The sequence below is a fragment of the Oculatella sp. FACHB-28 genome, from assembly GCF_014696015.1.
In the GTDB taxonomy this organism is placed as follows: Bacteria; Cyanobacteriota; Cyanobacteriia; order Elainellales; family Elainellaceae; genus JAAUTN01.
Genome location: NZ_JACJPJ010000105.1, coordinates 18,133 through 44,045, shown reverse-complemented (window position 1 = coordinate 44,045; position 25,913 = coordinate 18,133). Strand labels below are relative to the sequence as shown.

Annotated in this window: 15 protein-coding genes and 1 pseudogene; 8 read left to right on the top strand and 8 right to left on the bottom strand. The window is 47.6% G+C overall.

All coding sequences use genetic code 11. The features are described from left to right. A pseudogene (locus H6F88_RS30730) lies at positions 1 to 105 on the top strand (IS1 family transposase); the annotation flags it as partial. Positions 106 to 108: 3 nt separating this feature from the next. Here H6F88_RS30730 and H6F88_RS30725 read toward each other — a convergent pair. Genes H6F88_RS30725 through H6F88_RS32880 form a run of 4 tightly spaced genes read right to left on the bottom strand, consistent with a single transcriptional unit; the run spans position 109 to position 10,170 of the window. Then, positions 109 to 2,460, bottom strand: coding sequence for a PAS domain S-box protein (locus H6F88_RS30725; protein ID WP_190646626.1), 2,352 nt, complete (start codon positions 2,458 to 2,460; stop codon positions 109 to 111). Further along, complete coding sequence (locus H6F88_RS30720; RefSeq protein ID WP_206756476.1) at positions 2,457 to 5,870, bottom strand: ATP-binding protein; 3,414 nt, start codon at positions 5,868 to 5,870, stop codon at positions 2,457 to 2,459. The genes H6F88_RS30725 and H6F88_RS30720 overlap by 4 nt, the downstream gene beginning before the upstream one ends. Next, positions 5,867 to 6,067, bottom strand: coding sequence for a hypothetical protein (locus tag H6F88_RS30715; RefSeq protein ID WP_190646624.1), 201 nt, complete (start codon positions 6,065 to 6,067; stop codon positions 5,867 to 5,869). Before H6F88_RS30715 ends, H6F88_RS30720 begins: the two co-directional genes overlap by 4 nt. After that, on the bottom strand, positions 6,064 to 10,170 hold the full coding sequence (locus H6F88_RS32880; protein WP_199333871.1) for a PAS domain S-box protein: 4,107 nt from the start codon (positions 10,168 to 10,170) through the stop codon (positions 6,064 to 6,066). Before H6F88_RS32880 ends, H6F88_RS30715 begins: the two co-directional genes overlap by 4 nt. A 727-nt stretch (positions 10,171 to 10,897) precedes the next feature. On the opposite strand from H6F88_RS32880, the gene H6F88_RS30695 reads away from it, so the two are divergent. Beyond that, complete coding sequence (locus tag H6F88_RS30695; RefSeq protein WP_190646623.1) at positions 10,898 to 11,140, top strand: hypothetical protein; 243 nt, start codon at positions 10,898 to 10,900, stop codon at positions 11,138 to 11,140. Between the two features lie 442 nt (positions 11,141 to 11,582). Here H6F88_RS30695 and H6F88_RS30690 read toward each other — a convergent pair whose 3' ends face one another. The 3 genes from H6F88_RS30690 to H6F88_RS30680 form a co-directional block, all read right to left on the bottom strand. Further along, positions 11,583 to 12,026 carry a DUF6876 family protein gene (locus H6F88_RS30690; protein ID WP_190646622.1) on the bottom strand — a complete coding sequence of 148 codons (444 nt, stop codon included), beginning with the start codon at positions 12,024 to 12,026 and terminating at the stop codon, positions 11,583 to 11,585. 94 nt (positions 12,027 to 12,120) lie between these two features. Beyond that, positions 12,121 to 12,612 (bottom strand): hypothetical protein, encoded by a 492-nt coding sequence (locus tag H6F88_RS30685; RefSeq protein WP_190646621.1) that lies wholly within the window; start codon positions 12,610 to 12,612, stop codon positions 12,121 to 12,123. A 358-nt stretch (positions 12,613 to 12,970) separates the two neighbouring features. Continuing rightward, on the bottom strand, positions 12,971 to 13,378 hold the full coding sequence (locus H6F88_RS30680; protein WP_190646620.1) for a hypothetical protein: 408 nt from the start codon (positions 13,376 to 13,378) through the stop codon (positions 12,971 to 12,973). 602 nt (positions 13,379 to 13,980) lie between these two features. Here H6F88_RS30680 and mobF point away from each other — a divergent pair. Next, on the top strand, positions 13,981 to 16,509 hold the full coding sequence (gene mobF, locus H6F88_RS30675) for a MobF family relaxase (protein ID WP_277882255.1): 2,529 nt from the start codon (positions 13,981 to 13,983) through the stop codon (positions 16,507 to 16,509). 11 nt (positions 16,510 to 16,520) lie between these two features. Here mobF and H6F88_RS30670 read toward each other — a convergent pair whose 3' ends face one another. Next, positions 16,521 to 19,967, bottom strand: coding sequence for an NB-ARC domain-containing protein (locus tag H6F88_RS30670; protein ID WP_190646618.1), 3,447 nt, complete (start codon positions 19,965 to 19,967; stop codon positions 16,521 to 16,523). Positions 19,968 to 20,497: 530 nt separating this feature from the next. On the opposite strand from H6F88_RS30670, the gene H6F88_RS30665 reads away from it, so the two are divergent. From H6F88_RS30665 to H6F88_RS30645, 5 genes are all read left to right on the top strand, one after another. Continuing rightward, positions 20,498 to 20,935 carry a hypothetical protein gene (locus tag H6F88_RS30665; protein WP_190646617.1) on the top strand — a complete coding sequence of 146 codons (438 nt, stop codon included), beginning with the start codon at positions 20,498 to 20,500 and terminating at the stop codon, positions 20,933 to 20,935. A 23-nt stretch (positions 20,936 to 20,958) separates the two neighbouring features. Continuing rightward, complete coding sequence (locus H6F88_RS30660; RefSeq protein WP_190646616.1) at positions 20,959 to 21,672, top strand: mobilization protein; 714 nt, start codon at positions 20,959 to 20,961, stop codon at positions 21,670 to 21,672. A gap of 548 nt (positions 21,673 to 22,220) precedes the next feature. Then, positions 22,221 to 22,658 carry a hypothetical protein gene (locus H6F88_RS30655; RefSeq protein ID WP_190646615.1) on the top strand — a complete coding sequence of 146 codons (438 nt, stop codon included), beginning with the start codon at positions 22,221 to 22,223 and terminating at the stop codon, positions 22,656 to 22,658. A 12-nt stretch (positions 22,659 to 22,670) separates the two neighbouring features. Continuing rightward, positions 22,671 to 24,587 carry a type IV secretion system DNA-binding domain-containing protein gene (locus tag H6F88_RS30650; protein WP_190646614.1) on the top strand — a complete coding sequence of 639 codons (1,917 nt, stop codon included), beginning with the start codon at positions 22,671 to 22,673 and terminating at the stop codon, positions 24,585 to 24,587. A gap of 84 nt (positions 24,588 to 24,671) precedes the next feature. Then, positions 24,672 to 25,883, top strand: coding sequence for a hypothetical protein (locus tag H6F88_RS30645; RefSeq protein ID WP_190646613.1), 1,212 nt, complete (start codon positions 24,672 to 24,674; stop codon positions 25,881 to 25,883). Positions 25,884 to 25,913 lie beyond the last annotated feature (30 nt).

Below are 25,913 nucleotides of genomic sequence, written 5' to 3'. Positions count from 1 at the left end.
CACCGTAAAACCTTGTGCTACTCCAAATCCCTTGAGATGTTGAAATGTTCACTCCGTTTGCTGCTTCACTATTTGAAGTATCGAGCTATTCCTCTACCTACTTAACCATTACGGTTTCAGCAACGCCTCAAATACATAGGGCAGAAAGTCAGAACCAATGCCTTTACCTGTATCACGAACAGTGATTTGAGCTTGACGGTCGATTTGTTCTAGCCGCACCTCCACTCGACCACCTGCGGGTGTGAACTTGACCGCATTCGAGAGTAAGTTCCACACCACTTGCTGTAAGCGAGTTGAATCTCCTAAAACCTGTCCGACTTCAGCGTCGAGATGTGCTTCTACCGTCACTGATTTGGCTTCGGCTGCTAGCCGAACGGTTTCGATTGCTGCGCCAATTGTTCTAGTGAGATTGACTGAGCTAATATTAATGCTCAATTTGCCTTGCAGAATGCGCGAGACATCCAGCAAATCTTCAATCAGTTCCGATTGTAGTTTGGCGTTGCGCTGAATCGTCATCAAGGCTTGTCTAGTCCTTGTTTCGTCTAGTTTCTTATCTAAGAGCAGCTTTGCCCAACCCAAGATGGGGTTGAGGGGTGAGCGCAACTCATGGGACAATACGGCGAGAAATTCATCCTTAATCCGGCTGGCTTGCCGCAATTGTTCCGCTTGCTGCTGGATTGAGGCAATTAAATTTGCCCGATCGAGCGCAATGGCAATCTGGTCGCAGGTGGATTGCAGCAGGTCAATTTCCTCGGGCGTAAAATGAGTCCGGGTAAAACTGCCAAAGGAGAGTGACCCCAATAACCGTCCTTGAGCAATGAGTGGTTGACAGGCGTAAGCGGTGATGCCGAGTGAGTCAGCAAATTTCGCATTGGGATGAGTGGCAATTTGCTCCTGTCCCAGGACGGTTTGTTGTTGCTCTTGTGCCACCAGTCCACAGAGATGTTCACCGAATTCAATCCACTCGATTGCCTTTGCTACAGTTTCAGAAATGCCCTGATAATTTCTCAGATGCAGCATCGTTTGGTTGTCTTTTTTCTCCACAAGGAAGTTGTAGTAGCAGTGCAACTCTAGTTGAACGGAGAGTTTGTTGAACAAGTTGTGCATTAGCGTCAGCGGTTGTTCGGTGGCGAGCAAATCGCTGGTGGTGTCATACAGCAACTGGAGACGCTCATGGGACTGCCGCTCGACAGTTTTGTCCTGCATAATTGTGACAAACCCTTGCACGTTGCCTGCTTCCGGCTGCAACGGCATCGTCAAACCACTCGCCCAAAAGCGGTTGCCATCTTTCCGCAGATGCCAGCGTTCGTTCTCGACTCGTCCTTGGGTTAGGGCAGTTTGCATCTCCCAATCGGCTCGTCCCTGCTCGTTGTCTTCTGGCGTGAAGAGCCTCCGACCGTCAGAGCCGATCGCCTCTGCTTCGGTGTAACCCAATAACCGTTCTGCACCCGAATTCCAGCTTGTAATTTTGCCGTTGAGGTCAAGGGTGAAGATGGCATAATCTTTCACACTTTCCATGATGAGGCGGAAGCGAGCTTCACTCTCGAGCAGGGCACGATCAGAGCGATCGCGCTCAAACGCAATGCTAGCGACCTGAGTTCCAAAGGCGGCAAGTTGATATTCCCATTCAGTTGGCATTCGTGCTTCACTCAAGCACAGCATTAGCGAACTGAGGGGTAACCCATCCATGCCCATGACTGACTGGGAATGACAGGCGAAAATGCTGTGAGCAACGCAGACATCTCGCCATTCTTTCGACCAGCGATCGTCGTTGGCAATGTCTGAGCAGGTAATCGGTTCACCCCGATACCCTGCCTCGCCGCACGTTCCCATGCAAAGATCATTAATGGGCGCGTCCTTGAGTCCTTGCTCAAAGGATGGCGGAAAATCTGGGGTAATGAGGCGAGGAAAGTCCTGTCGCTGGGCATCGGTGAGCAGGAAGCAGGCGCGGATGTGGGGACTCAACTGAGAAATTGAGGCGCACACGGCAGCGAGACATTCATCTAACCGATGCCCTGTTGCGATTAACTCTAGCAGTCGCTTCTGCTCAATCAGCATCTGTTCTGCCCGTTGGCGTTCGCGCTGTTTCTGTGCCTCTCGCAATGCCCGATTCACAGCAGGAATCAATCGTTCCAATCGTTGCTTCAAGACGTAATCGGTGGCCCCTTGCTTCAGCGTTTCGATCGCCAATTCTTCACCTAAGCTGGCAGAGACAAAAATGAATGGCGTGTCAGGACAAAGGTTACAGGCAATCTCTAACGCCGACCGACCATCAAAACCAGGCAGGGTGTAATCTGCCAGAATCAAGTCAAACGTGTCGGTTCTTAATGCTGTTACAAAGTCGGTACGAGTGTCCACCCGCAGCAGATCGCAGTCAATGCCGCCATCAATCAGCGTAGCTTGCACCACCTCTGCATCGAGGGGGTTATCCTCTAGCAGGAGAAATCGGAGGGCTGTCATGATTGATTCTCCTGCTGTTTCGGTAGCGAGAAGTAAAACGTTGCACCCTGATCGATCGCGCCTTCAGCCCAAGTGCGGCCACCATGTCGATGAATAATCCGCCGAACATTGGCGAGTCCTACCCCAGTTCCCGCAAATTGCTCCTGCGAATGCAACCGTTGGAAAATAATGAACAAGCGATCGCGGTATTTAGGGTCAAACCCTGCCCCGTTGTCTCTCACCAAAAAAACGACTTCCTGCTCATGTTCTCTGCTACCGATCGTGATTCTGGCTTCAACGCGATTTCGTGTGTATTTGATGGCATTTGCAAGCAGATTCTGCCACACCAACCGCAGCATTGCCGGATCACCCTGTACCATTGACAATGGCTCGATCTGCCAGTCAATAATTCGTCCCACCAGTTCTGGTTGCAACTGCTCTCGCACCTCTTGCACTAGTTGATTCATTGGAACGAGTGTGAGACGCATTTCCGTCTGTCCCGTGCGCGAAAACTCCAGCAGGTCATCTACCATTTTTCCAGCTTCAACCGCAGAGTGGGAGATGATGTTTAGATATCGGAGGCTGGTCTCATCCAGTTGGGAGGGGTCAAGCTTGCTTCGAAGCTGTTCAGCAAAGCCGTTGATATAGCGTAGGGGTGCTCGCAGGTCATGGGATACCGACCGGGAAAATGCCTCTAGTTCCCGGTTGATTGCTTCCAGCTGAGCCGTGCGCTGGTTGACTCGGTGCTCTAACGTCTCGTTGAGTTCACGCAGCGCCGAGACGGCCTGTTGGCGTTCGTCCTCAATGCACTTGCGATCGCTAATGTCTCGAAAATAAATCGATAATCCTTCGCTTAAGGGGTAGCAGTGAATTTCAAACCAAGTAGCGAAGGGGGCATAGAAAAACTCTAAATCAACGGTGACTTGCTCGGCTACCGCTCGACGCACGCTCGTTTCCATTGGTGAGCTAATGATATCGGGAAATGTCTCCCAGATTGTTCTACCCAATAAATCGGACTGTCGTCTATGTAAAAGCGTCTCAGCTTTCTGGTTGACGTAGATATAGTGCCACTCATGATTTAGAGCAATAAATCCATCAGTGATGCTTTCTAAAATGTTCTGCACCCGTCGCTGCATCGCTTCTCGTCGCAGTTGTCCCAGTTTTAGATTGGCATCGACATGTGCTAGTAACTCACGTGCAGAGAAAGGTTTTGTCAGATAGTCATCTGCGCCTGTTTCTAATCCTTCCACTCGTGCTTCTTCTCCCGCACGTGCAGAAAGCAAAATAATGGGGATCTCCCTGGTATGCGGATCGGCCCGTAGTGCCTGCAATAACTCAAATCCATCAAGCCTTGGCATCATCACATCGGTTAATACAAGGTCAGGTGGACATTGTTGAGCAGAAGCCAACGCAGCAGCACCATCGGTGACTGCTTCCACCTCATACTGCTGGCTTAATAGGCGTTTCACATAGTCCCGCATGTCGGCGTTGTCATCGGCGAGGAGAATTCGGACAGTGTGAGGATTTTGAGTGTTGAGTTTTGCATGTTGAGTTGAAGTTTGAGTTAACTCAGAACTTAGAACTGAGAACTCAGAACTTTTCTCAGGAAGCCAACGCAAAGCTTCTTCTATAAACGCGCTTGCCTTGATTGCTGTAGATGCCAATGTTGAGGTGACACCAATCTGCTCAACTGGTAGATGAGCGGTTCCAGTGGGAATAGTGACGCAGAAGCTGGTGCCGTGGTCCACTTCGCTAGCTACATCGATCGTGCCACCGTGTAAATTGACCAGTTCTTGCACCAGCGATAGCCCGATACCTGAACCCTCATAGCTGCGTCCTCGTGCCCCTTTGACTCGATAAAATCGTTCAAACAAGTGCGGTAATTCTAAAGCTGGAATGCCTGTGCCTGTGTCACGCACCGTTAGTTCAACTGCGTTTTCCTTGGCTTTTGTAGCAATTGCAATTGCTCCCGTAAATGTGAACTTGAACGCATTTGAGAGCAGATTGAGAACAATCTTTTCCCACATCTCGCGATCAACGTAGACGGGATCTGGTAGTGGAGGACAATCAACGATAAATGACATTCCTGCACTTTCAATCGTCGAACGAAACACGCTAGCTAATTCAGCCGTGTAGCTTGATAGATCCGTAAGTTCATAATTGGCTTGAATGCGACCGGCTTCAATGCGGGAAAAATCGAGCAAGGTGTTAACGAGCTTCAGCAATCGCTGGCTATTGCGATAGACGAGTTGGAGTTGTTCCTTCAGAGAGGATGGAGAAAGTGAGGAGGTAAGTGATCGATCTCTCCCATCTTCCTCGAGGCTTGCCAACGCATCCTCCAGTGGACCCAGCATCAGCGTTAGCGGCGTGCGGAATTCATGGCTGACGTTGTTGAAGAAGGTAGTTTTAGCGCGATCGATTTCCGCCAACATCTCAGCGCGACGGCGTTCCTCTTCATACGCTTGAGCATTGCGGATGGATACCGAAACTTGTCCAGCTAGAAGCTCGTAGAATGACTGATAGCCTTCATCCAGAGCACAGTTAGGACTGATGCCACAAACTAGCACACCCAAGGGCACAGCCACATTGGACGAGGGAATGGGCAACGTGATCGCTTGATGGACGCTTTCATTCCAAGGTCCGCTAGGAATCACGAGGTCACGGTCAAGTCCTGCTACAATCGCTGTTTGCCCGGTCATGGCTTTCGCTAAAGACCATCGATCGGTTGACTCTGCTAGCGAGACAATCGTTGGAACAATCTCTTGACTGCCATTCACCCGCACACTGCCACAGAGCCGCAGAGTTTGGTCATCCGAGTCATGCAAGTAGATCAGGGCAAACGGTAAATCCAGCGGATACTCGGCGATCGCCGCCAGAATATCCTGACAGGTCGCGTCCACACTGCGCGTCCCACCTGCCTTTGCTGATAAGTCACGCTGCAAGCGCAAGCGCCGCTCCCCTAATACTTGCTGGGTCACTTCGCTACAGACACAGAGCATCCCGCGAATCACACCTGTGTCATCTTCAATAGCACTGTAAGACAGGCTAAAGTGTGCTTCCTCGTTATAGCCGGAGCGGTTCACCGCTAGCATCTGGTCTTCCACCCAATTGGGAATTCCAGTGGTCATTACTTCAGTGATCATTGGGCCGATTACATCCCAGGATTCGGCTTGAGTTTCTCGGATCGATCGTCCCAGCGCATAGGGATGTTTGGTTCCAATCAGGTTAATGTAAGCATCGTTATAAATCTGAATCAGCTCCTGCTCCCATAGCAAAATCATGGGGTAACGCGAGCCTAGCAGTGTGCGAACGGTTGATTTTAGGCTTTGTGGCCAGGATTCAACAGCTCCTACTGGAGTTTGTGTCCAATCCAATACTTGCATGCGTGTTCCCATCTCCCCAAACTGGGGGAAGAGAATCTGTCCGTTCATTCGCCGTCCTCCCTCTCCTTCGTGCTGGGAAGCATCTCCTGGTTCAGGTTGGCAGGAGTGGGACTAGATAGGGTGACGTTGACCTTGAATTGTTGAATTAGATCTGCAATCAGTTTGACCTTGACAACCGGATGCAATATCGCCATCTCACTACTGCCCATACATAGCTGCTCAGCTACTTCACGCTCCTGATTCATCCTGCGTTTCCTCTATTTCGCTCACATAAACAGATAATTGCCTGCACTAACGCTTCTGGCTCTACGGGTTTGCTTAGATGTGTTTGAAAGCCAGCTTGTAACGCCTTTTGTTGGTCAAAATCTCTCGCGTAAGCTGTTAGAGCGATCGCCGGAATTCTTCCACCTATCTCAGGAGGGCGCGAGCGAATTTGTTGCATCAGCATATAACCATCCATTTCCGCCATGCCTACATCGCTAATCATCACATCGGGAATGAACTGATCAAGGACTTGCAGTGCCTCAGTCCCAGAGGCAACGGCTGTTACTTTCGCTCCATTTTGTTCTAGTAGAAACGTTTGAAATTCACGAGTATCAGTCTCATCCTCCACTAGCAAAATTTGTAGATCGCTCAAAGCAGCCTCTGTAGTAAAATTGTCGCGGGATGCATCAGAATCCCTCAATGGTGCTTGCGAACTAAGGGGTAGCTGCACGGTAAAGATTGCCCCTCGGTTTTCTCCCTCGCTCTCGGCCCAAACGGTTCCTCCATGCATTTCCACAATTTGCTTTACGATTGCCAATCCTAACCCCAATCCACCAAATTTCCGGGTTGTTGTGGCATCTGCCTGACGGAAATACTCAAACACATGTGGTAAGAACTGTGGATCGATGCCTTTTCCAGTATCTGTTACGCGAATTTGAGCGAAGTGATCGAGTTGTCGCAATTCAACCGTTACTTTTCCACCACTTGACGTGAACTTGACGGCGTTTGTCAGCAAATTCCAAACTACTTGTTGTAACCGAGCCGCATCGCCAGAAACAGGAGCGATTGCAGTCGGGAGATCAAGCAAGATTTGAATGTTTTTTGCTTCTGCGGACAACCGAACCGTTTCGACTGCTGCTGTAATCACAAACGTCAAACTAACGGGAGTTACTGTTAAGCTCAACTTACCCTGCATGATGCGGGAGATGTCGAGTAAATCGTCAATCAATTGTGTTTGTAATTTGGCATTGCGTTCGATCGTCGCCAGGGCTTCATGTTGACGGGCTGCGTCGAGTTTTCCGTTTTGTAAAAGGCGCGTCCAGCCGAGAATGGGGTTGAGGGGCGATCGCAGTTCATGCGACAGCACCGCTAAAAATTCATCTTTAATCCGATTGGCGTTTTCTGCTGTTTCTCGTGCCGCTTGTTCTTGTTGTAGAATTCGCTCACGATCGCGTTCAAGTTGAACGCGATCGGTAATATCGTTGGAAATACCAATTAGCCCAATGACTTCTCCTGCTTCATTCCGGTAAGGAACTTTCATTCCCAAGAATGTCCGAATCCCATCGGGAGATTCTTCTACGACTTCCATTTGTCCCAATTCCATGATGCGCCGATCGTTTTCCATGACGCTGGCAGCATCCTTAGGGTTTGGGTAGAGATCGCAATCGCGGTAGCCAATCACTTCAGCCGCTGATTTGCCTAACACTTCAAGCGTGGCAGGGTTGGCATAAATAATTCGCCCCTGCCGATCTTTAACAAAAATCGGTGTCGGTGCTGATTCGTTAATCACATCCAAAATGGCATTCTTTTGTCGCAGTTCGATTTCGGTTTGCTTGCGACTGGTAATGTCTTCAACAAAAATTAGAATGCCACCGACCGTGCCTGTGCTTGTATACCAAGGGACAATTTCCCAGAATAACCATTGTTCTGAACCGTCAGGAAGTAAAAACCAATCCTCCTCGCACTTCTCACTTTCACCCGTTAAACATCGCTGATGAATCTTGATCCAGTGATCAGGTAAGTTAGGAAACAGGTCGTAGTGAGATCGCCCAATTACGGCTGCAATCGATTCTAGATGATACGTATCGACCCACCGTTGACTGACCAGGAGATAGCGCATCTCGTGGTCAAGCATGGCAACAGTCGCTGGAGCTTGTTCAATAAACAGCCGCAGTTTTGTTTCACTGTCGTGCAAGTTGGTTTCTGCTTGTTTGCGATCTGTGATATCAGTGTTCGTGCCAAACCAGCGCAAAATCCGTCCTTGCTCGTCTCGAATCGGGATGGCACGAGACAGAAACCAACGATAGGTTCCGTCTCTACCCCGGAGTGGAAAGGTGTCCTCCCACTGCTCACCCGTTTCAAGGCAGTGACGGAAATGCTTAACCACGCGATCGACCTGATCCGAATGATGCACCTGTTGCCAGCCCCAGCCTTGCATTTCCTCTAACGTTGTCCCTGTGTAGTCAAACCATCGCTGGTTGTACCAGAAGATCCAACCCGTCTCGTCTGCCATCCATGCGAGTTGAGACATATTATCTGCCAGGGTGCGGAAACGCTCCTCGCTGTTTCGTAGGGCGGCTTCAGCTTGTTTGCGAGCGGTAATATCGATTGCAACGCCTAAGATTTGATGCGCTAACCCCTCCGCTGTTCGATCAAAGACTACAGATTGTGAATGCAGCCAACGCCACTCACCATTGGCATGACGCGCTTGATACTCAATCTCTAGAACCGTATCTTCTGGAGCAGAACGAAAGGACTCGAAGTATCTCAATACTCGCTCTAAATCGTCCGGGTGAATCAGCGTAGGGATAACGTCGGCTCCCATTCCCTGCACTTGCTCAGAGGTGTATCCCAGGAAGTCGGTAATTTGGCGATTCGTGTAGACATTGCGCTGTTCAATTAAGTCATGCACAAATAGAATACCTGGCATGGCTTCTGCAACTTGTTGGTTATAGCGTTGGCTCTCCTGTAACTGAATTTCAGTGCGCTTGCGGGTAGTAATATTCTCAAACGCCAAACCCAAACAGCGATCAGGTAATGGAAACGCTTTCAAGCTATAAACCCCAGCAGCAATGCCATCTTCGCCGTAGGAGACTTCGCCCAGGTCTAGTGCTTGTCCATCACGAACCACCTCCATGTACTGATGTACCAGTGGCGATTGCAACAGCATCGGGAAGCCCTCCCCCATTGTCCGACCAATGAGTGGCTCAAAATTAAACCCTGTTGTCTCTGAAGCCGCAGGATTGGCAATGAGCAAGCGGAAGGACCCTGGATCGTTGAGGTCTTCGAGTTGCCAAACGACGACACCGATTTGAGCATTGCGAACTACATCAGCATAAAGTTGCAGGTGCTCCGCAGCCTGTTGCCGTTCTAGTTCGGCGGCAATTCGCACAGCAAAAATGGTCAGCAAGGCTTGAACAAGCTGAAGATTCTCCAGAGGCTTGCCGTCCATCACACTCAGCAGTCCTAACGGTTTACCCGTTGAATCGAAAAACGGAATGGCGGCATAGCTCTCAATGCTAAGCGAAGCCAAGAAGTGATCTTTGGGAAACAAAGCCTGGACTCTCTGTGGGTAGCAACACAGCTTCTGTTGCTGAATCGCTTCCAAGCAAGGCGTATCTTGCAACCAATATTCCACGTTGTCCGTGATTTGACCCTGAGCACAAAAGGCAATTGTTTCTACCGCCTCTGGGTGCTCGTTCACCAACAGACTAATACAGGCGTAGCTCATGCCCAATGCTTTAGTCAGATGTTGCACCAGGGCGGGGAAAAACGCATTGCCCGTCACGGCGGAAACACCTTGCATTACCTCTAGCAGCGCAGCATCGACTTGAACGACTCGATGAGCCGCTAATCTGAGTTCCAACTCATCCACCACCATTGCGGCTAAGTCAACCAAGGTTGCTTGCTGCTTTGGAGTTAATGGGTCGTGGGGTTGACTGTCAAGCAGACATAATGTTCCTAAATTAAAGCCATCATGACTGAGCAGGGGTGCACCCGCATAGAATCGCACACCTGGTTCAGCCTGCACAAAAGGATTGCAGGCAAAGCGATCGTCGAGTCGGGCATCGGGAATAATCAGTGGCTCATCGGTTAACACAGCAAAGCTGCACAGAGTATCATCACGCGGCACTTCATTGGCACCAAAGCCAACGCAAGACTTAAACCAGGCTCTCGACTCATCCACCAACGAGATGAGGGCAATGGGCATGTCAAACAGCCGTGCCGCCAGTCGGGTAATGCGATCGAACGCCGCTTCAGGAGGTGTATCGAGAATTTTGTAGCGATGCAGCGCTGCCAATCGCTCAGCTTCGTTTGTTGGAATCGGTGTAGTTAAAAGTTTTTGAGGGTCTGGGTCAGTCATGCCGTGCGTCCCTTCCCTCTTCTAATTCTTTGGAGCATATCTGGTTCGCAGCACCTCACCTTCGCCTCCTAGCTAATTCAGGAGTGTATAAATTTACTTGAGTGCTAAAGGAGAAGGCGTGGCACGTCTATTTTCCTAACGATCAATCGTAGCAAAGGTCATGCCTAATTCGTCGGCGAACTTTTCCTGGGATAGGTGCATCGTAGCGCGCAGTTCTCGTACTAATTGAGCGATCGCAGGCTGCTGTATTTGACGCGGTCTGCCTTTAAGGAGTATTTCAGTAAGCGATATCTAGAGCTACATACCACTCTTGATGGAGATTGCCTTTCTGTCTATCTATCTGGAGTCAGAAGTCTTCTCTCGATGCATACCTCAACCGCCCTCAGGGCGATTTTCAAGGTAAGATTCAGCCCAGTCTAACCACATTGCTCGACATAAATCACGTCACTAGATGGGGGCGATCGCTATGGGCGTTTTAGCGCTAGCAGTGCTGCTCAATCGAGAGCCTGGTTAAGACATGGATCGCACTGGAGACGCATGATAATCACTTTAGAGTCAGTCGCTGTTAGGATTTGCCTTGTAACCTGACTGCATTAGCGAATTCTTTCCTTAGCGATACGATCCCCATACAACCGTAGTACTACTGATAGAGAACTAAAAGCTTACTTGGTAGTTACAACGATAACTAATGACAATTACCACTTGAAAGTAAGTTGATGGGGTGATCATGGCTGTAACAATTGCAACAGCACCTCAATTTCGCAAGGAGCAGAAAGTGAGTTTTATTGGCGGAACTGGCACCATTAAAAGCTATCAACCGGAGGCTGAAGGCTGGTCTTATTTGGTCGAGATGGAAATGGAACAGGAACCAGAAATGGGCAGAATTGGCTATGAGACCACAATTTTGCTAACTCAGGTAGATATGAGCTTGCGGAAGGATAGTTGTTTCCCTGAATTGGCCAGCGCTTAGCGCGACTGTGAGTAAACGACCTAAATGATATGAGCAAGCTAGGTCTCTGGTAAAGCGGTAACGCTGAAAGATTAAAGCGATGAAGACGACGGTTGCGCGGTTGTGCTGCTGTTGTGGTCATGGACAGTCTTGATAGGGCTGCCTTTTTTGTAAGTCGGAGCAAGGATCTTAATTGCTATTTATCATATGCTCAGCAAGCAGCAACTCTTCCATGATCTAGGGATCAACCCATTTGGATGAGCATCACAAAGATCATTTGCTCAAGCGAATGTGCAACCGTATTTAGCAGTCAGGCTACCAGGTTAGTTTAGAACCTGTCTCAAGCCTATCTTTCTAAATCAGGGCTATCCCTAAGTTTCAAGGTAGAACCCTCTTTGCTGTATTGGATGCATTGTTCTATGACCATTAAAAAAGCCGCTTCGGAAGAAGCGGCTTGGGGTTCCTAATACTCCGATGGCAACATCAGTACAGCGTAATTGTGAACACTGCGTGAGCTACCCGTTTGGACATGCTCCCAAAAGCACCACATATTGCAGAGATAGAGCTTTATCTCTGGAAGTGGAAAGTCAGTCCATACAATTTTCTGAGTGACAACAATATCTCCTTTGTCTCGTTCACAGATAAGCTTTGCTGATTGGCTTTCGTTCACGATCAGTTTCCAAAACTGAATGTCTTTTAGATTCTGAGCATCTCTGACTCTCGGATCAATTTGCCAAGCTGCGATCGCATCTAGCAACCAGAACGCACCGCCCTGTTCTGCAAGGAAGTGAACTCCGTCAGTGCAGAGAAAGGGATAAAGGGGACTTAGATTCCAATACTGTGTAGTGCCAATGAATTGAGTTAGGTCTTCGGCACTCAAAATTTCCTTTGCTTTTGTTAATGTCATTGTTATTCTCTCCGTTGTAGAAATGGAGGTTCAACCATCTGAGCAATTGATGAACCTCCGTGTTAGCTGAAGCGATTGGGAAAGCTATGGGGTTTTAGAGGTCCAGCTCTTTCCGTTTACTGCTTTTGAATTCTCGGTAGCCGTACTTCACTGCGATCGCTTCAAAGTCGGCATTGCTTTTGCCGCGACGGTAGCGCCCTGCGTGCCAGTACCACTTCTCGCGCTGCGAATGCCAATGGAGTCCGGCCGCTTTGAGTTGCTCTTTCACTGGCTTAGTTGCTCCATCTACCCATATCCAGGTGCCAACGAGCAGAATGCGAACATTGGGGAAACTAAAACCGATCAGTTGGGCGAGCTTGTCCATGACAGCCTGCTCAACTGTTTCGTTGTAGTAGTAGGTGTGCTCTGTTCCCTCGCTTCCCTTTGTCGTAGTGCCATGACACCTGCGGAGGGCTTCATGGTACTCGCGGTTAAGCGCTTTCATGACTTCAGTATCACCCCCTCGATCAGGGTGGTGGCTCATCGCTAACCGTCGATATCGGGCTTTGATTTCTTCAACGGTGGTAGCTCCAATAAAATAGTTCATAGGATTTTCCTGCTTAAAACAGAAACGGGGCATCCACTCCGGTGAAAGAGTGAACGCCCCGTTTGCTGATATTTTTGTTTAGTGGTGACAGTTGGCGGGATTGCTAACTGCCGAAGTTTGTAGTGAGTTTAGAACTCCTCTTGGTAGTGCCTTCTGAGATATCGCAGAAGAATCACGAGTGATGTTCCGATATGATTCTCTTGCTCGATTCCCTCTTGTTTTCTGATCTCATAGTCCTTGAAGTCATCGGCGAGATAATCAAGAATAGTTTGTAATGCGTGAAGTAATTTTGTATCCTTCATATTCAGTTCCATAAAAAGGAGCTACCAACTGCGGGAACAGTTGATAGCTTTATAAGTTATTGCGGAGTTGCTATTCCATTTTTAGATGGGGTAGCAGCTTCTTTCTTATCTGAGTCCAGACGTTCTATGAGAAGTTTCCTGATATTGTCGATATCAGACTCTATCTTCTCTACTCGTTCTGTCAGTAACTCATTTCCCCTTGAAAGCTTCCTGACCTTTCGTCCCGGAAGTACCCCTTCAAGGAGTCCATGAATCTGTTTCACCCACTCCGAAATCCAGAGTGAAATAAACGGCAGCAGCAGCCTGCCAACAATCACTCCAGATCCCCAAACTGGGACTCTGTAAGTGAGAATTTCCATGTATGTTTCCATTTTTTCTCCATTAAAAAGGACTCTGACCACATCCTGTGAAACAGAAATCCTGTTGATTCTCTTACACCTCCTTGTGAAGAACTTTTTTTGCAAACTGAAAATGTGCTTAGTGGAATGCAGGTATTCGCAGGAAGAAACCCTGGAATTGGTGAGAGGAATATCTATACGAAACGCAGACAAGTGATGCTTTTTGGGAACAGATTCCTCTCGAATCAGACTATCGATGGCAAAGCAAAACGAAGCATCACAAAAACATCTTTATTGTAGCAAACAAACTTTGATTGAGAGGGTTTTCAATTTAATTTCTTGTCGTGTTTTTGATGGCTGGTTAGCAATCCTTTCTCTGCATTAGATCTTGCAGTAATTGTGCTGAACTTGGTTAACTAATGTGTAGAAAAGGCAGAATTATTCCAACAATCAAAAGGAGAATGAAGTAAGGAATTCTTTCATAGAGAAATTCATGAAATCGAGTGCGGAATTTTTAGTTGATTTAGTTTCCGATATCTTTTGAGTTAAAAATTCTCAGTAAGACGTGACATGAATTATTCCTGTGTTAATTCAGATGATGTTTTCGTGCAAACTAGTTAATTCTGTATTTAATTAATAACAATTCTCAGGAAAAAAGCGTTGTATAAACCTATTTAATTACCCTGTCTGTGTTAAGATTTTGATTGTCGAGCTTAAGGCTTTCCTACATGATCACAATCGCAAAGATGGGAAGGCGAAGCGCATTTTACTACGCAAATTTAGCTCAAGAACAAAGAGAATTTGACTGCACAAAATCCGGTGAGCCGCCAGGATACTGGGAGGGTAGTGGTGCAGCGGCACTCGGTTTGGTTGGAAGGCTTAGAAGGGACGATTTTCTTGCGTTATTTTCTGGTTTCTCATCGGATGGACAGCACCTAGTTCAGAATGCTGGAGACAGAGATCGGATACCGGGTTGGGATTGTGTCTTTGCACCCTCTAAAAGTGTCTCAATTCTCTGGGCTATCTCAAATGCCCACATTCAACATGCTATTGAACACGTTCATCATCAAGCGGTAGTAAAAGCGCTCCAGTATCTTGAAGTCAATTCTGGTAGCCGCCGAGGAAGTGCAGGAAGTGAGTGTGAAAAAACTCGATTCGTGGTTGCAACCTTCCAGCATGGCACTAATCGCAATCAAGAACCCTACCTCCACACTCATGCGCTCGTCCTCAATGTTTCTGTCAGAGACGATGGTTCAACCGGAGCAGTTCATTCCAGGCTGCTCTATCAACACAAGATGGCAGCAGGTGCGATCTACCGTGCAGAGCTAGCAGCGGGACTACAGCGGGAATTAGGGCTTTCCTTAGAACGAGAGAAGAGTTGGTTTGAACTGAAGGGATTTTCGCGCCAGAGCGGGAAGTACAAAGCTTTAATGAATCTCTGGTCATCAAGGCGGGAAGAGATCGAGGCACAACATCCCGCTACTTCTGCCCAGGCTCAGGTTGTAGCCTATCAAACGCGAAAAGAGAAGGAACCACTTCCATCGCGGATGGCGCTCTTTGCGAACTGGCAAAAGACTGGAACGAAGTACGGCTTTGGTTCAAGGCACGCACAGCGACTCGTTGGGCGGGGCAGGGAGCATTTCTCGCTCCTGCGAAAATTTCAGGAATGGAGAGCGGTACGAGAAGCAGCAACGCAGGTCGTTTATCATCAGAGCCATTTTACCTGGCGAAAGATGGTAGAAGCGATCGCAGTCGCAGCGCAAACTAGAGGGCTAGATAGCGCCGACGTACTTCGGCTCTCCGAAAAATACCTCAGTTCACGTCATGTCATGGCGCTTGGTCAAATTGATGGGGAGGAACGGTTTGCCAATAAGCGGCTCTATCAGCTTGAAAAGCAGTTAATTGCTCAAGCAATCACCCTGGGGCGCGATCGCTCGGTTCGCGTAGCAGAAAAACGGATAGAGGCTGTGGCAGCGCGGCATAACCTGGTAGAGGAGCAGCAAAAAGCTCTACGGTTTATCGCTGAGCGGGGTAATCTCAAAGTTCTCTCTGGAATCTCCGGCACGGGAAAAACCTATACGCTTCGTGCTGCACGGGAGATGTTTGAAAGAGGTGGATATCAGGTGATTGGAGTGTCTCCCTCTCGTCGCGGGGCAGAAAAGCTTCAAGAGAAAACAGGGATCGGCGAGCAGAGCACGTTGTCCAAACTTCTCTTTCAGGAGAAGGGACAGAGTATGAGTCTCTGGCAATTTTTCTCCCAAATTGATCGAGCAGAGGAAGGGTACCGGCGATACGGCCGTTATTCTGCTGCGAAGTCACCGTTTTCAAGGAGAACGGTCGTGATTGCTGATGATGCTCAGGCAATTGGCGCAAGTGACATGAAGCGACTGCTCGACGAAGCCCGAAACGCGGGTGCAAAGCTGATTCTCTCTGGCGACCTGAAACAACCTCAAGCCTATCGGCACAGCGGCGCATTAGAGGCGATCGCCCAGAGTGTGGATACGATGGAACTCGTCGCAGTTCAGAGGCAGGAAGCAGCTTGGGCTAGGGGCGTAGTGAGAAACGTTGCAGAGGGTAGAAGCCGCACAGCATTAGAGACGTTAGCTGAGAAGGGGCTTTTATCAATTGCTTTAACTCAGGAAGAGGCGATGGATGCCCTGGTCAAGGAATGGAGTAAGAGAGGAGTGATGCGCCCTCAAGATCACCTAATGATTACGGATAATTCATCTGAAGCTCGCATCCTTAACCATCTGGCCCAATCTAAGAGGAAGGAGGCAGAAGTGCTTGGTAGAACTTCCGTCAAGGTAGGAACTGAGCATGTCCATTCAGGGGAGCGGATTATTTTCCGAGAAACTGATTTTACCTACGGCATTACCAAGGGAGCCTTGGGGACAGTTAAGACAATCGAACCGCTCACCAAGATCGCCCTAGTCGAGCTGGATGATGGAAAATCAAGGCTGGTTAATTTCAGACATTTCAAGGCAATTGATTTAGCGTATGCGGTGGCAACAACCGACGCACGAGACCTAGAAACTCGCCACGTCTACGTTTTTACCCAGGGGATTGGACGAGACAAAACCCTGGCTCAGATGTCACGAGCCAGAGTGAGTACGCGGGTCTATTCCTACATGTCAAAGCAGGAGCAGGAGTCCATGAATCCTTCTTACAAAATGAGTACTCGCATGGCACTTCAAAGAGAGGATAGATTTGCGAGTAGACTGCATCAGCACGTACAGGAGCAGGAAAGGAGCAGATAGCTTTAAGGGTATTAATCAAAGGCTCCAAGCGTTTGAAGACTCTGTAATTGAGATTGAGTCAGCCCTGTAACCCCTGTAATGTTCATCTGCTCATACGGTCTTTCCGCCCTCAAGACCTGGTGGCACTGGTGGGTTACAGTATCCCAAACTCGAATTGTGCTATCGTTGCTGCCCGTAACAATTTTCGTTCCGTCTGGACTAAACGCAATGGATCGAATCCAGCTCGTGTGCTCTTGAACAGCATGAAGACATTCGCCCGTAGCAACATCCCACAGTTTTAAGACTCCATTGCCATTACCACTAGCAATCCTTTGTCCGTCCACACTGAAGGCTGCTGCCATGACTAGGTTGTCATCCTGAAACGTTCTGAGACAGGTACCCTGACGGATATCCCAAATTCTAATGGTTTGATCTCCACAGGCACTGATAAGCGTTTTACTATCAGGACTAAATGCAATTGTCCCGATAATATTTGTATGTCCTTTTAAGTTGATCAAGCTCCTGCCAGTGTGAGGATTCCAAACCCACACGATTCCATCCTCACCTGCTCCAGCAATCATCTCACCATCGGGACTAAAAGCAACCGTCCATACGCTTCCTTGAGTTGGCAAGGTAAATAAACACTCGCCTTTTCTCACGTTCCAGACCTTCACTGTCTTATCTTCTCCTCCACTGACCAGCTTTTGTCCATCAGGGCTGAAGGCAAGCGATCTCACCCAATTTGCATGTCCAGTCATAGACATCGCATCAGGGCGATATTCTCTTCCGCGATGTAATCTCCAAAATCGAATGGTTTGATCATCACAACCACCCGCTAATATTTTCCCGTCAGGACTAAATGCGATCGAGATGACCCATTCAGCATGTCTCTGTAAGGAGGTGAGATAGGTACCTGTACTCGTATCCCAGAGCTTGATTGTTCCATCACTGCCGCCACTAGCAAGTAGTTCAGCACGAGGATGACAGGCGACTGCCATAATCCAATTGCTGTATCCTTGCAGAACTCTCAGGGTTTGTCCGGTTTGTGCGTTCCAAACCCTCACCGTTTGATCGTATCCACCACTGGCAATCGTTTTGCCATGAAAGGCAATGGCTTGGAGCATGTTTGTATGTCCGGTTAGAGTTCTATAGCACTCACCGGTTTCTACACTCCAAAGCTTGATTGTTCTGTCACCGCTGCCGCTCGCAAGGACAGTCCCATCATGATTAAATGAAATGGCTCTGATTCTATCGGTGTGCCCTTGTAATGTTTGAGTACATCTGCCTGTTTTGGTATCCCACAGTCGTACAGCCTGATCATCACATCCCCCTGCAATGTGCTGACTATCGGGGCTGAAAGCAACTGACCAAAGTGCATCCGTTGCTTCCCTCAATATTCTGATACACTCACCTGTCTGTACGTCCCAGAGTCGCACTGTTCGATCATAAGAACTACTTACGAGGAGTTCACCATCCCTACTGAAGGCAACGGATAGAACCAGACTGGCGTGTCCTTGTAAAACCCTGATGCATTCGCCCGTTTCAACCCGCCAAAGCTTGATTGTTCGATAAGCACTTCCGCTTGCGACAATTTCTCCATTTGGACTAAAAGCCACTGCCATAACCATTTGATGGTCATAGAAAGTTTTGAGGCATTGTCCGGTGTGAATGTTCCAGAGACGGATTGCTTTACTTTCACTTCCGCTGGCAAGCATGTTGCTCTCTGGGCTAAATGCAAGAGACCAAATTCTGTCATTCTCATTTGCCCGGAGCAATCGAATGAGCTGTCTCCTTTTGATGTTCCATATTTGGATAACACCGTTGCCCTCACCAATAGCAAGATATTCTCCATCGACACTAAATGCTACCGACATAATCGTGCCGAACGATTGTGTAAACGTGGAGTGGACAAAGCTAGAGTTTGAGAAGTTCACTTCTTGCAATTCAGTCTGCTGAAGATACGCTTCTCGAATATAGAGATGAGAAAAATTAGCGCCTCTGAGCGTAATTTTAGAGTGAGTCTTACTCAGACAGCAGAGGAGATTGATGATATTGCCGGATGCATATCCTGCTTGGTGTTCACTGTGATTACGAAGCGAAGATAGAATGTCTTGAAGATAGGCTGCAAACGCCTTGTCGCTATCGAATCTCGGAGACAGCCTCTCAATGATCGCTCTCACAATCAAGCGAATCTGCGTTTCCCGCACGTACTCTTTTGCTTCGGCTTTAAGCAGGGCATGACTTTTGAGAAGCGCTATATTTTTATCTAGAAGTTCTTCACATGCCTGTTGAACGAGCTTTTCGAGCATAAACTCAATTAGCATGGGCTGAAGCGAGAACGTGCGATCGGCTTCTTGTTTTTCCAATGGTACCCGCCGCGTCAACAACTTCAAAGTCGATTCAACGGCATCTTTTCTTGCCCGAATTAAGATATTTGCCTTCAGGTCAGTAGAAGACATTGGTTCACTCGCAATAGCAAGCCAGAACAAAAGTTCCTGCTCTTCTTCGGTCAGGCGTTCAAAGTGCTCATTAATCAACTGCCAAATATCAGGAAAAAGATGCTTCTCAGCCTCAAGAAATGTAGTGATATTACTAAAAAATACCTCTTTAATATGTCGTGCGACAAAGGTTAAAGCGAGAGGGTTGCCATTATAGAAAGCAATAAGCCTATTCCACTCATCATCTGACTGGATGGAGAAGGAGCCAATTTTAGTAAAAATCTCTTTTGCTTCAAGTGCAGGTAAGCCGGCTAAGTGTAATGTGCAAACCTGCTCTAATTGCTCTAATCGTGAAAGTTCTTGGGGTTCTTCACGGCTTGTCAGAAGCAAGCAGCTTTGATGAGCAGTTTGACCAATTACCTGAAGAAATTGACTGTATTCTTCATAGCCCGAACGGTAAACAACGTGGGGAAATTCACCCTCCAAAATCCTTTCGAGATTATCAATCACGATGAGGCAGCGATGCTTTTGCAGGTAGTGAAGCAGCAGCTCTAGCTGTGCATCACTTGTCTCTGGTAGTTTACTTTCCTTCTCGTTTGAAACGAACGTAATAAGACTAAGCAAGATTTGCTCAAGGGGTGGTCTGTTCAGAAGCGACCGCCAAATTACGTACTGAAAATCAGGCACAAATGTCTTTGCCGCTAGGGTGCCTAAACTCGTTTTACCGAGACCACCCATGCCAAGAATAGAAACAAGACGGCAGCGATCGGTTGTAATCCATTTTTTAAGGGTATGAAGCTCTCTATCACGTCCTAGCAAAGAGGTTACATCAGGTGCAGTGCCCCAATCTTGACGAAGTTCTGGTTCCTCTACGTCAGCAACGTCTTGCCAATTAAGCCCTAGTTTTGAACAAATTTCTTCAAAGGTCGTTCGGTCTACTGAATGACCATTAAAGAATCTACTTAACGTATCTCGGCTACGCTCCAATTCTTCAGCAAGCCTGCCTATGGTCGTGTTATTCCGATTAAATACTCTTTTCACTTCCTCCTTCTTATTTTCACGAACTTTCAGCGAACGATTTCTTCTATTTCTATTCTCTGAATGCATGAAAAACTTTTTCCAGCGTGCTCTTTGGAATTCTTCAAGGAAAGGTCGTGGAATCCGTAGATTCTCCTAAATATCTTTCTTAAATAGGAACGTTTTTGTTACTAGACTGGCCAGTATACTGACGTATTCCTATGTTTCATCGGGCTATTTCTCTCATGTCGCATTTCCAGCAATTCTTCCTTCTTACCGTGTCGGAAGAAAGTCCGACATTAGTCCGACATTAAGCCAGACAACACGTTGCTATCACGGTATATAAGTGCTCACTGACTACCAACCGACACAGGAATAACTAAACGAAGAAGAGAGAAATGCTGACTGAACTACAAACAAAGAACGATCTGAAACAGTTCGAGGGGTATTTACACTTCTTTGATTTGGCTGATGATTTCAGAGCGAATGAATCTACCCGTCTGAGAGGGAACTTACCGATTACGTCCAGTCATTGATTATCTAATCCTGATGATATGGCTATTCATTCCCAACCTGCTTCTGATGATGGGGAAAACTACCAGGAAGCCTTTTTCAAGAAACTGGCTGATTTACCCTCAAAAACTCGCAGGAACCGAACAAGATCAACCCATATGGAATTAATCGCTACATGGTATCCACACCTAAAGAGCGCCCACGATAAGGGCTATACCTACGACGAACTTGTAGAACTTATCTCCTCTGAGGCAGGAATCAGCATTACGGCTGGAACGCTGAGAAAGTACATGGCGAAGGCCAAAAAAGAGCAGGGTACTGCTTCAGCGAAACCTGCTAAGTCTCCATCTCGTTCGGCTTTACTACCTGCTCCTCAAAAACCGAATCCCAAGCTTTCCCCTGATCGTCAAGCACGTCTTACCAATCGTAAGACGATATCTGATGACGATATCGAATCGCAGTTCTCAAACTTAAGTTAACCACAAAAGAGGTCATTGCTCTTATGGCACGTCTCCATCTGATTGGGGGCAACAAGGGTGGTGTAGGTAAATCGCTTACGAGTCGAAGTCTGGTTGAATTTTGCTTAGCCTACACCATTACTTTCGTACTTGCGGAGTGCGATCGTGAGACCCCAGATGTTGCCCGTACCTACCGCTCATCGGTAGAAACCATTCTTGCTTACTTTACTGAAGATCCGACTCAGCGGTCGAAAGCAGACCGACTGTTTAGCAGTGCGATCGAATCTCTCGTGATTGCCAATTTGCCTGCTAACGTCCACGAAGCGTTACGGGCATGGTTTATCGAAGATGGTCTGTACGAATTAGGTCAGGAACATGGGGTGAGTTTTTGCCACTGGTATGTCACTAACGGTGGATATGATTCCGTCAAATTTTTCAGCAAAACGCTGCGCGACCTGGGTGAATGGATGCCCCACGTTCTAGTTAGAAACTGGGGTCTCTGCGATGACTGGAGGCATGTAGATGAGGATGAAGAAATTCAGGATGCTATTCGTGAGTATCAAGTTTCTGTCATTGATTTGCCTAAATTCCCTTACGCCGAGCGAAACTTTGTCGAAGCGCATCAACTCACTTTAACCGATGCCCTTGCTCACCAGAGCTTAAGCCTTGTTTCAAGGCAACGGATTAAGAATTTCATGCGAGACGTTTTTGCTGGCATAGAACGCACTGGATTGTTCAATCATGCAGAATCAGCATAACTCCCAAAATCCACACAATCAGGAATCAGAGCGTAATCGCGATCGCTACCTTATTGATCTCGTTTTAGAGGGGCAGAGCGAGGAGCAGAAATCAAAAATCTTACAGATCATCCAGCGCACAGGAGTAGAACCCGATGATCCGATGTTCTTGTCCCTTCTGGTGGTCACTCAGTGTCAAATTGCTGTGATACCTTTGCCAGAGCAGTTTGAGCGATTTCAACAAGACCTCAGTGACTTTAAGGCGACTGCCTACGATCTGCGACTTGCTGCTGACCGCGTTGCCAATCTTCTTCGAGAAAGGGCATCTCAAGGTCCGAAGAATTTTGTTTCGCTTGGTATGTTTCTCCGTTACTGCCTCGGTTCATTTTTCGCGGGAGCGTTCGTTGCTACGCTCGTTGCGCTCGTGATTCTCATGGCTAGCAATCAGCCGTTTACTCTTCCACCTGTTTCGACTCTTTTCTCAAATCTCTCATTCGACGAGTCACAAGATCACTCACTATACCCTACCATCGACGCTAATTCACCAGATTCTGCCCCAAGGGGAGGATATGATTCAATTCTTTCGCCTTTGCTTTATTACTCCTGGTCTCATTATCCTCTGGTATTTTCTTTATCCGTGGATTGCTGCTGTTCTTGCAGCCCAATATCTCAACAATAGTTTCTTCCGAATTGGGCTTCTACTCTTCCTCACCTTTTGGTTTTACCGTTATGCCGATGGCTTCTTTCACGAATGCGATTCGTTTAAGTTCTTCCCGCTCCAAATCTTTGTGTGTGGACTGAGATGGCTAATCATTGGAGTTTGGAATCTACTCCTTCCTCCATTTATTGGTGTTTCGATGTATTACGGATTGCTTCATTACACCGACACCCCTCACTGGTTAACTGTTGTTACCAGCCTATTTCTTTTCATCAATCGCCTCTTTGTTGGCTGGATATACCCCGACTTAAGAGCCGCTGACATTACTAATCAGGCTCGTTTTTCTTAGGAGGAATAAACAATGGAACGCTTGATAACGTGGGGCATCCTCATGGGGATCGCTGTGGTACTTGCCCCTCTGCTCTACTGGTTGGGAGCTACGGTTACAGCTTCGCTGCTCATTCGCTTTCAGCTTAGTCAGTGGAATCCAGCAAACTGGATTGGAGCTTTGGTCGGTATCTTCTGTGTTGCAATCGCCCTCTTTGGTATTGCAAAGACAACTGAAGCTTTTCTCTCAAGGAGGAGTTTGAGCTGGAGAGGTTTAATAACCGCTTTTACAGCTTCGATGTTTCCTGCTGCTCATGTTGCAGGGGTAGGGATAGCCGTTTTTGTGGCAAGCATTGTTTTTATTCCTGCAATTACGCTGCAACTTGCATTTCTACTCTCAATCTTTACTGCTTTGCTTTTAGGCTTTGTGTTGATCAGATCCAATACAATTCCCTGGAATAAAGTTATTCGAGGCGCAAAATTACAGCAGCCAAGACCGACTGCTGAACAGTTATTGAGTGAAAAAGGACAAAGGAGTTTACCGTGGGGTGCCTTGGTGATTGAGAAGAAGGATGAACCCCTTCACTTTGGCATCATCGGCAATATCGGAACAGGCAAGAGCACCTTACTAGAAATGATGATGACTCCCACGCTCACCGAAATCGGTGTCGTTCCAAATGTGAGGGGCCTCGTGTTTGACTCTAAGCGGGATATTGTGCCGTTTTTAGAAGCTCTTGGTGCTCCATACAAGATCCTAAACCCACTCGATGAACGATGTACAGCATGGCGTATCGGGCACGAGATCGAGGGAGATGCAATGGCATCTGAACTTGCTGCTGTTCTGATACCAGATGAAGAGGACGGAAATAACAATAATAGGTATTTCAATGATGCGGGAAGAATTGTACTCACCGCAGCAATCATTAGTCTGCAACATGCAAAGGTAGGTAACTGGACACTCCGTGATCTCATCCTTGCTGTGAGCAACAAGGAAGATCTTGCTGACTTGATTCACAAGCATCACCCTCAACCTAGTGCGTATGATGAGTTTTTCAAGAGTAAAAAGCAGGGTCAGAACGAAGTGCTGACAACAATCCAGTCACGGCTTCAGCAATTTAACTCGATCGCTGCCCGATGGGAGAATGCCAAGGAAACGTTTACCTTTAAGGATTGGATTAAAGATGAATACATTCTTGTGCTTGGCTCTGACCATCTCTACCAAGACACGATCAAGAAAACAAATACACTCCTCTTTCGATTTGTAGTCGCTTGCTTGAACAACCTCTCTTCTGATGAGCCAGATCGTAGGGTATGGATCTTTATTGACGAGGCGAGCACTGGAGCAAGATTTGATAGGTTGGAGAATATTGTTGGCTTGGGTCGCTCAGCAGGGATTTGTGTGGTTATAGCTTTTCACAGTGTCGCTGAGTTTATCAAGGAGTATGGGGAATCCCGCTTCAAGTTGATCTTTGGCACGTGCCGCCACAAAGCTATTCTTGGACTGGACTCAGATTCAGCAAAGATTATCTCTGAGTATATCGGCGAGTACGAATATGTAGAGCAGGGGTACAACGAATCAACCTCCTACGGCAAGGAAGTCAGCAGTTCCAATGGCACAAACTACAAAAGAGCGACTCGTCGTACTGTCATGCCACAGGAACTGATGGATATGAATCTTCCCCAACCTGGACCTAAAAATGGTTTAACAGCCTATTTCATCGCTTCTGATAAAGGGATTCATCGCCACACCTATTCTTGGCAAGAGATTCAGGAGCGACGGGTTGAACGGATTCAGGACTTTTCTGCATACCTTAGAGTGAGCGAGACCGATCCGTCACTCACACTGAAACCTTGGTCAGAGGAAGAAAGAAAAGCACTGGGGCTTCCCGTGCAACGTGAGAGTAGCTCAACTCACACACCTCCAACTCGTCCTAAGCCAAAGAAGAAATAAGCCAACTCGTCCTAAGCCAAAGAAGAAATATCTCAGACGCATCAAATAAGTATTTCTCTCCTACTCACTACACTCATAATTGCCATGTCTCAATTTCCCTTGATTGAAAGATTTATTCAGGAGATTGAATGCCATCCTGAGGACTTTATAGAGTGGCTAGAAATGCAGCCAGAATACGCGCCGCTAAGGAAACTTGCTGCTTCTAACAAAGAGCCTAACCTTTCGTCAAAGCCGCTCAAAAACAAACTTCTGGGAACAATTAAGCAACTTCTGTGGGTTGATTCAAATACGCTTCACGGTTCTGCTCATGTAGATGATACCTTGACCAAGGATGCAAAAAGTACTGCAACTATCGTCAGTACCGCAACCCTGATCAATATCCTAACAACCTATCCCTTCCTACAATTTAGCTTTGCGGGCATGGGTTTAATCAGTACAGGACTTACCGCAGTGACAGGGGTCTTACTTCTGGTTGTAAGTAATGAGGTTGGCGTTGCGGTCGTGTCTCGAACTGCACGAGATCGTCCTGGAGCCAAGGTTGCACTCTGGGGATTTACGGCTCTCAATCTGATTTTGAGTTTGACGGCTGGACCAGGGACAGAGCTTTTGCTTAATCAGTCGATGCTTGCTGAAGAGAGAGCACAGGAATTAATTGAGGAGCGTTTTCTCGCTGAGTTTTCACTTCAGCGAGAAAACGCTCTGCGTCAAAAAGAAAATGTATTGTCGCTTCAGGCTGAGTGCGATGACGTTGTAGAAAAGTTGGAAGCACTGCCACCAGGCGCTCCGAATCGAGATCTGCTTTACAACCGTGCCTATGGCACTTGGGCTGAGCGCGATCGCAATTGGACGCAGGTTGATGATTCGCTCCTGCCGATTTGTAGAAAAGCAGATCGAGCACGTGACGAAGTAGCTCAGCTTGAACAGCAGATTGATACGAACCTAGAGGCGATCAATGCTCAGATTAACCAGCTTGGACCCCTTATTTTCCTCAAGGAGACAAGAGGCGAAATTTATTCCGCACATTTCGATGTTCAAGGGAATGTCAAGTCGGGGCTGGAACTGAGTCGTGTAGCTCATGAGAGTTTTTGGTCAAGGCTGGTCACAGGACAATGGGCATCCCTTGGTTTTGCCGTGTTTTTCTTTGTCATCAGTCTGACAACGAGTGGAGTTGCTGCTTACAACCTTGCAACTTACGCAAAGCGTAAAGACGTAGCCTTGAGCTACGACGATTCCCTCTACCAGATCAGAGAAGAGATGTTTCGAGCCATTGAGCGGGGACTGAGAAATCGCCGCTAACGTCTCATCAAAATTACCTTATGTCCTGTC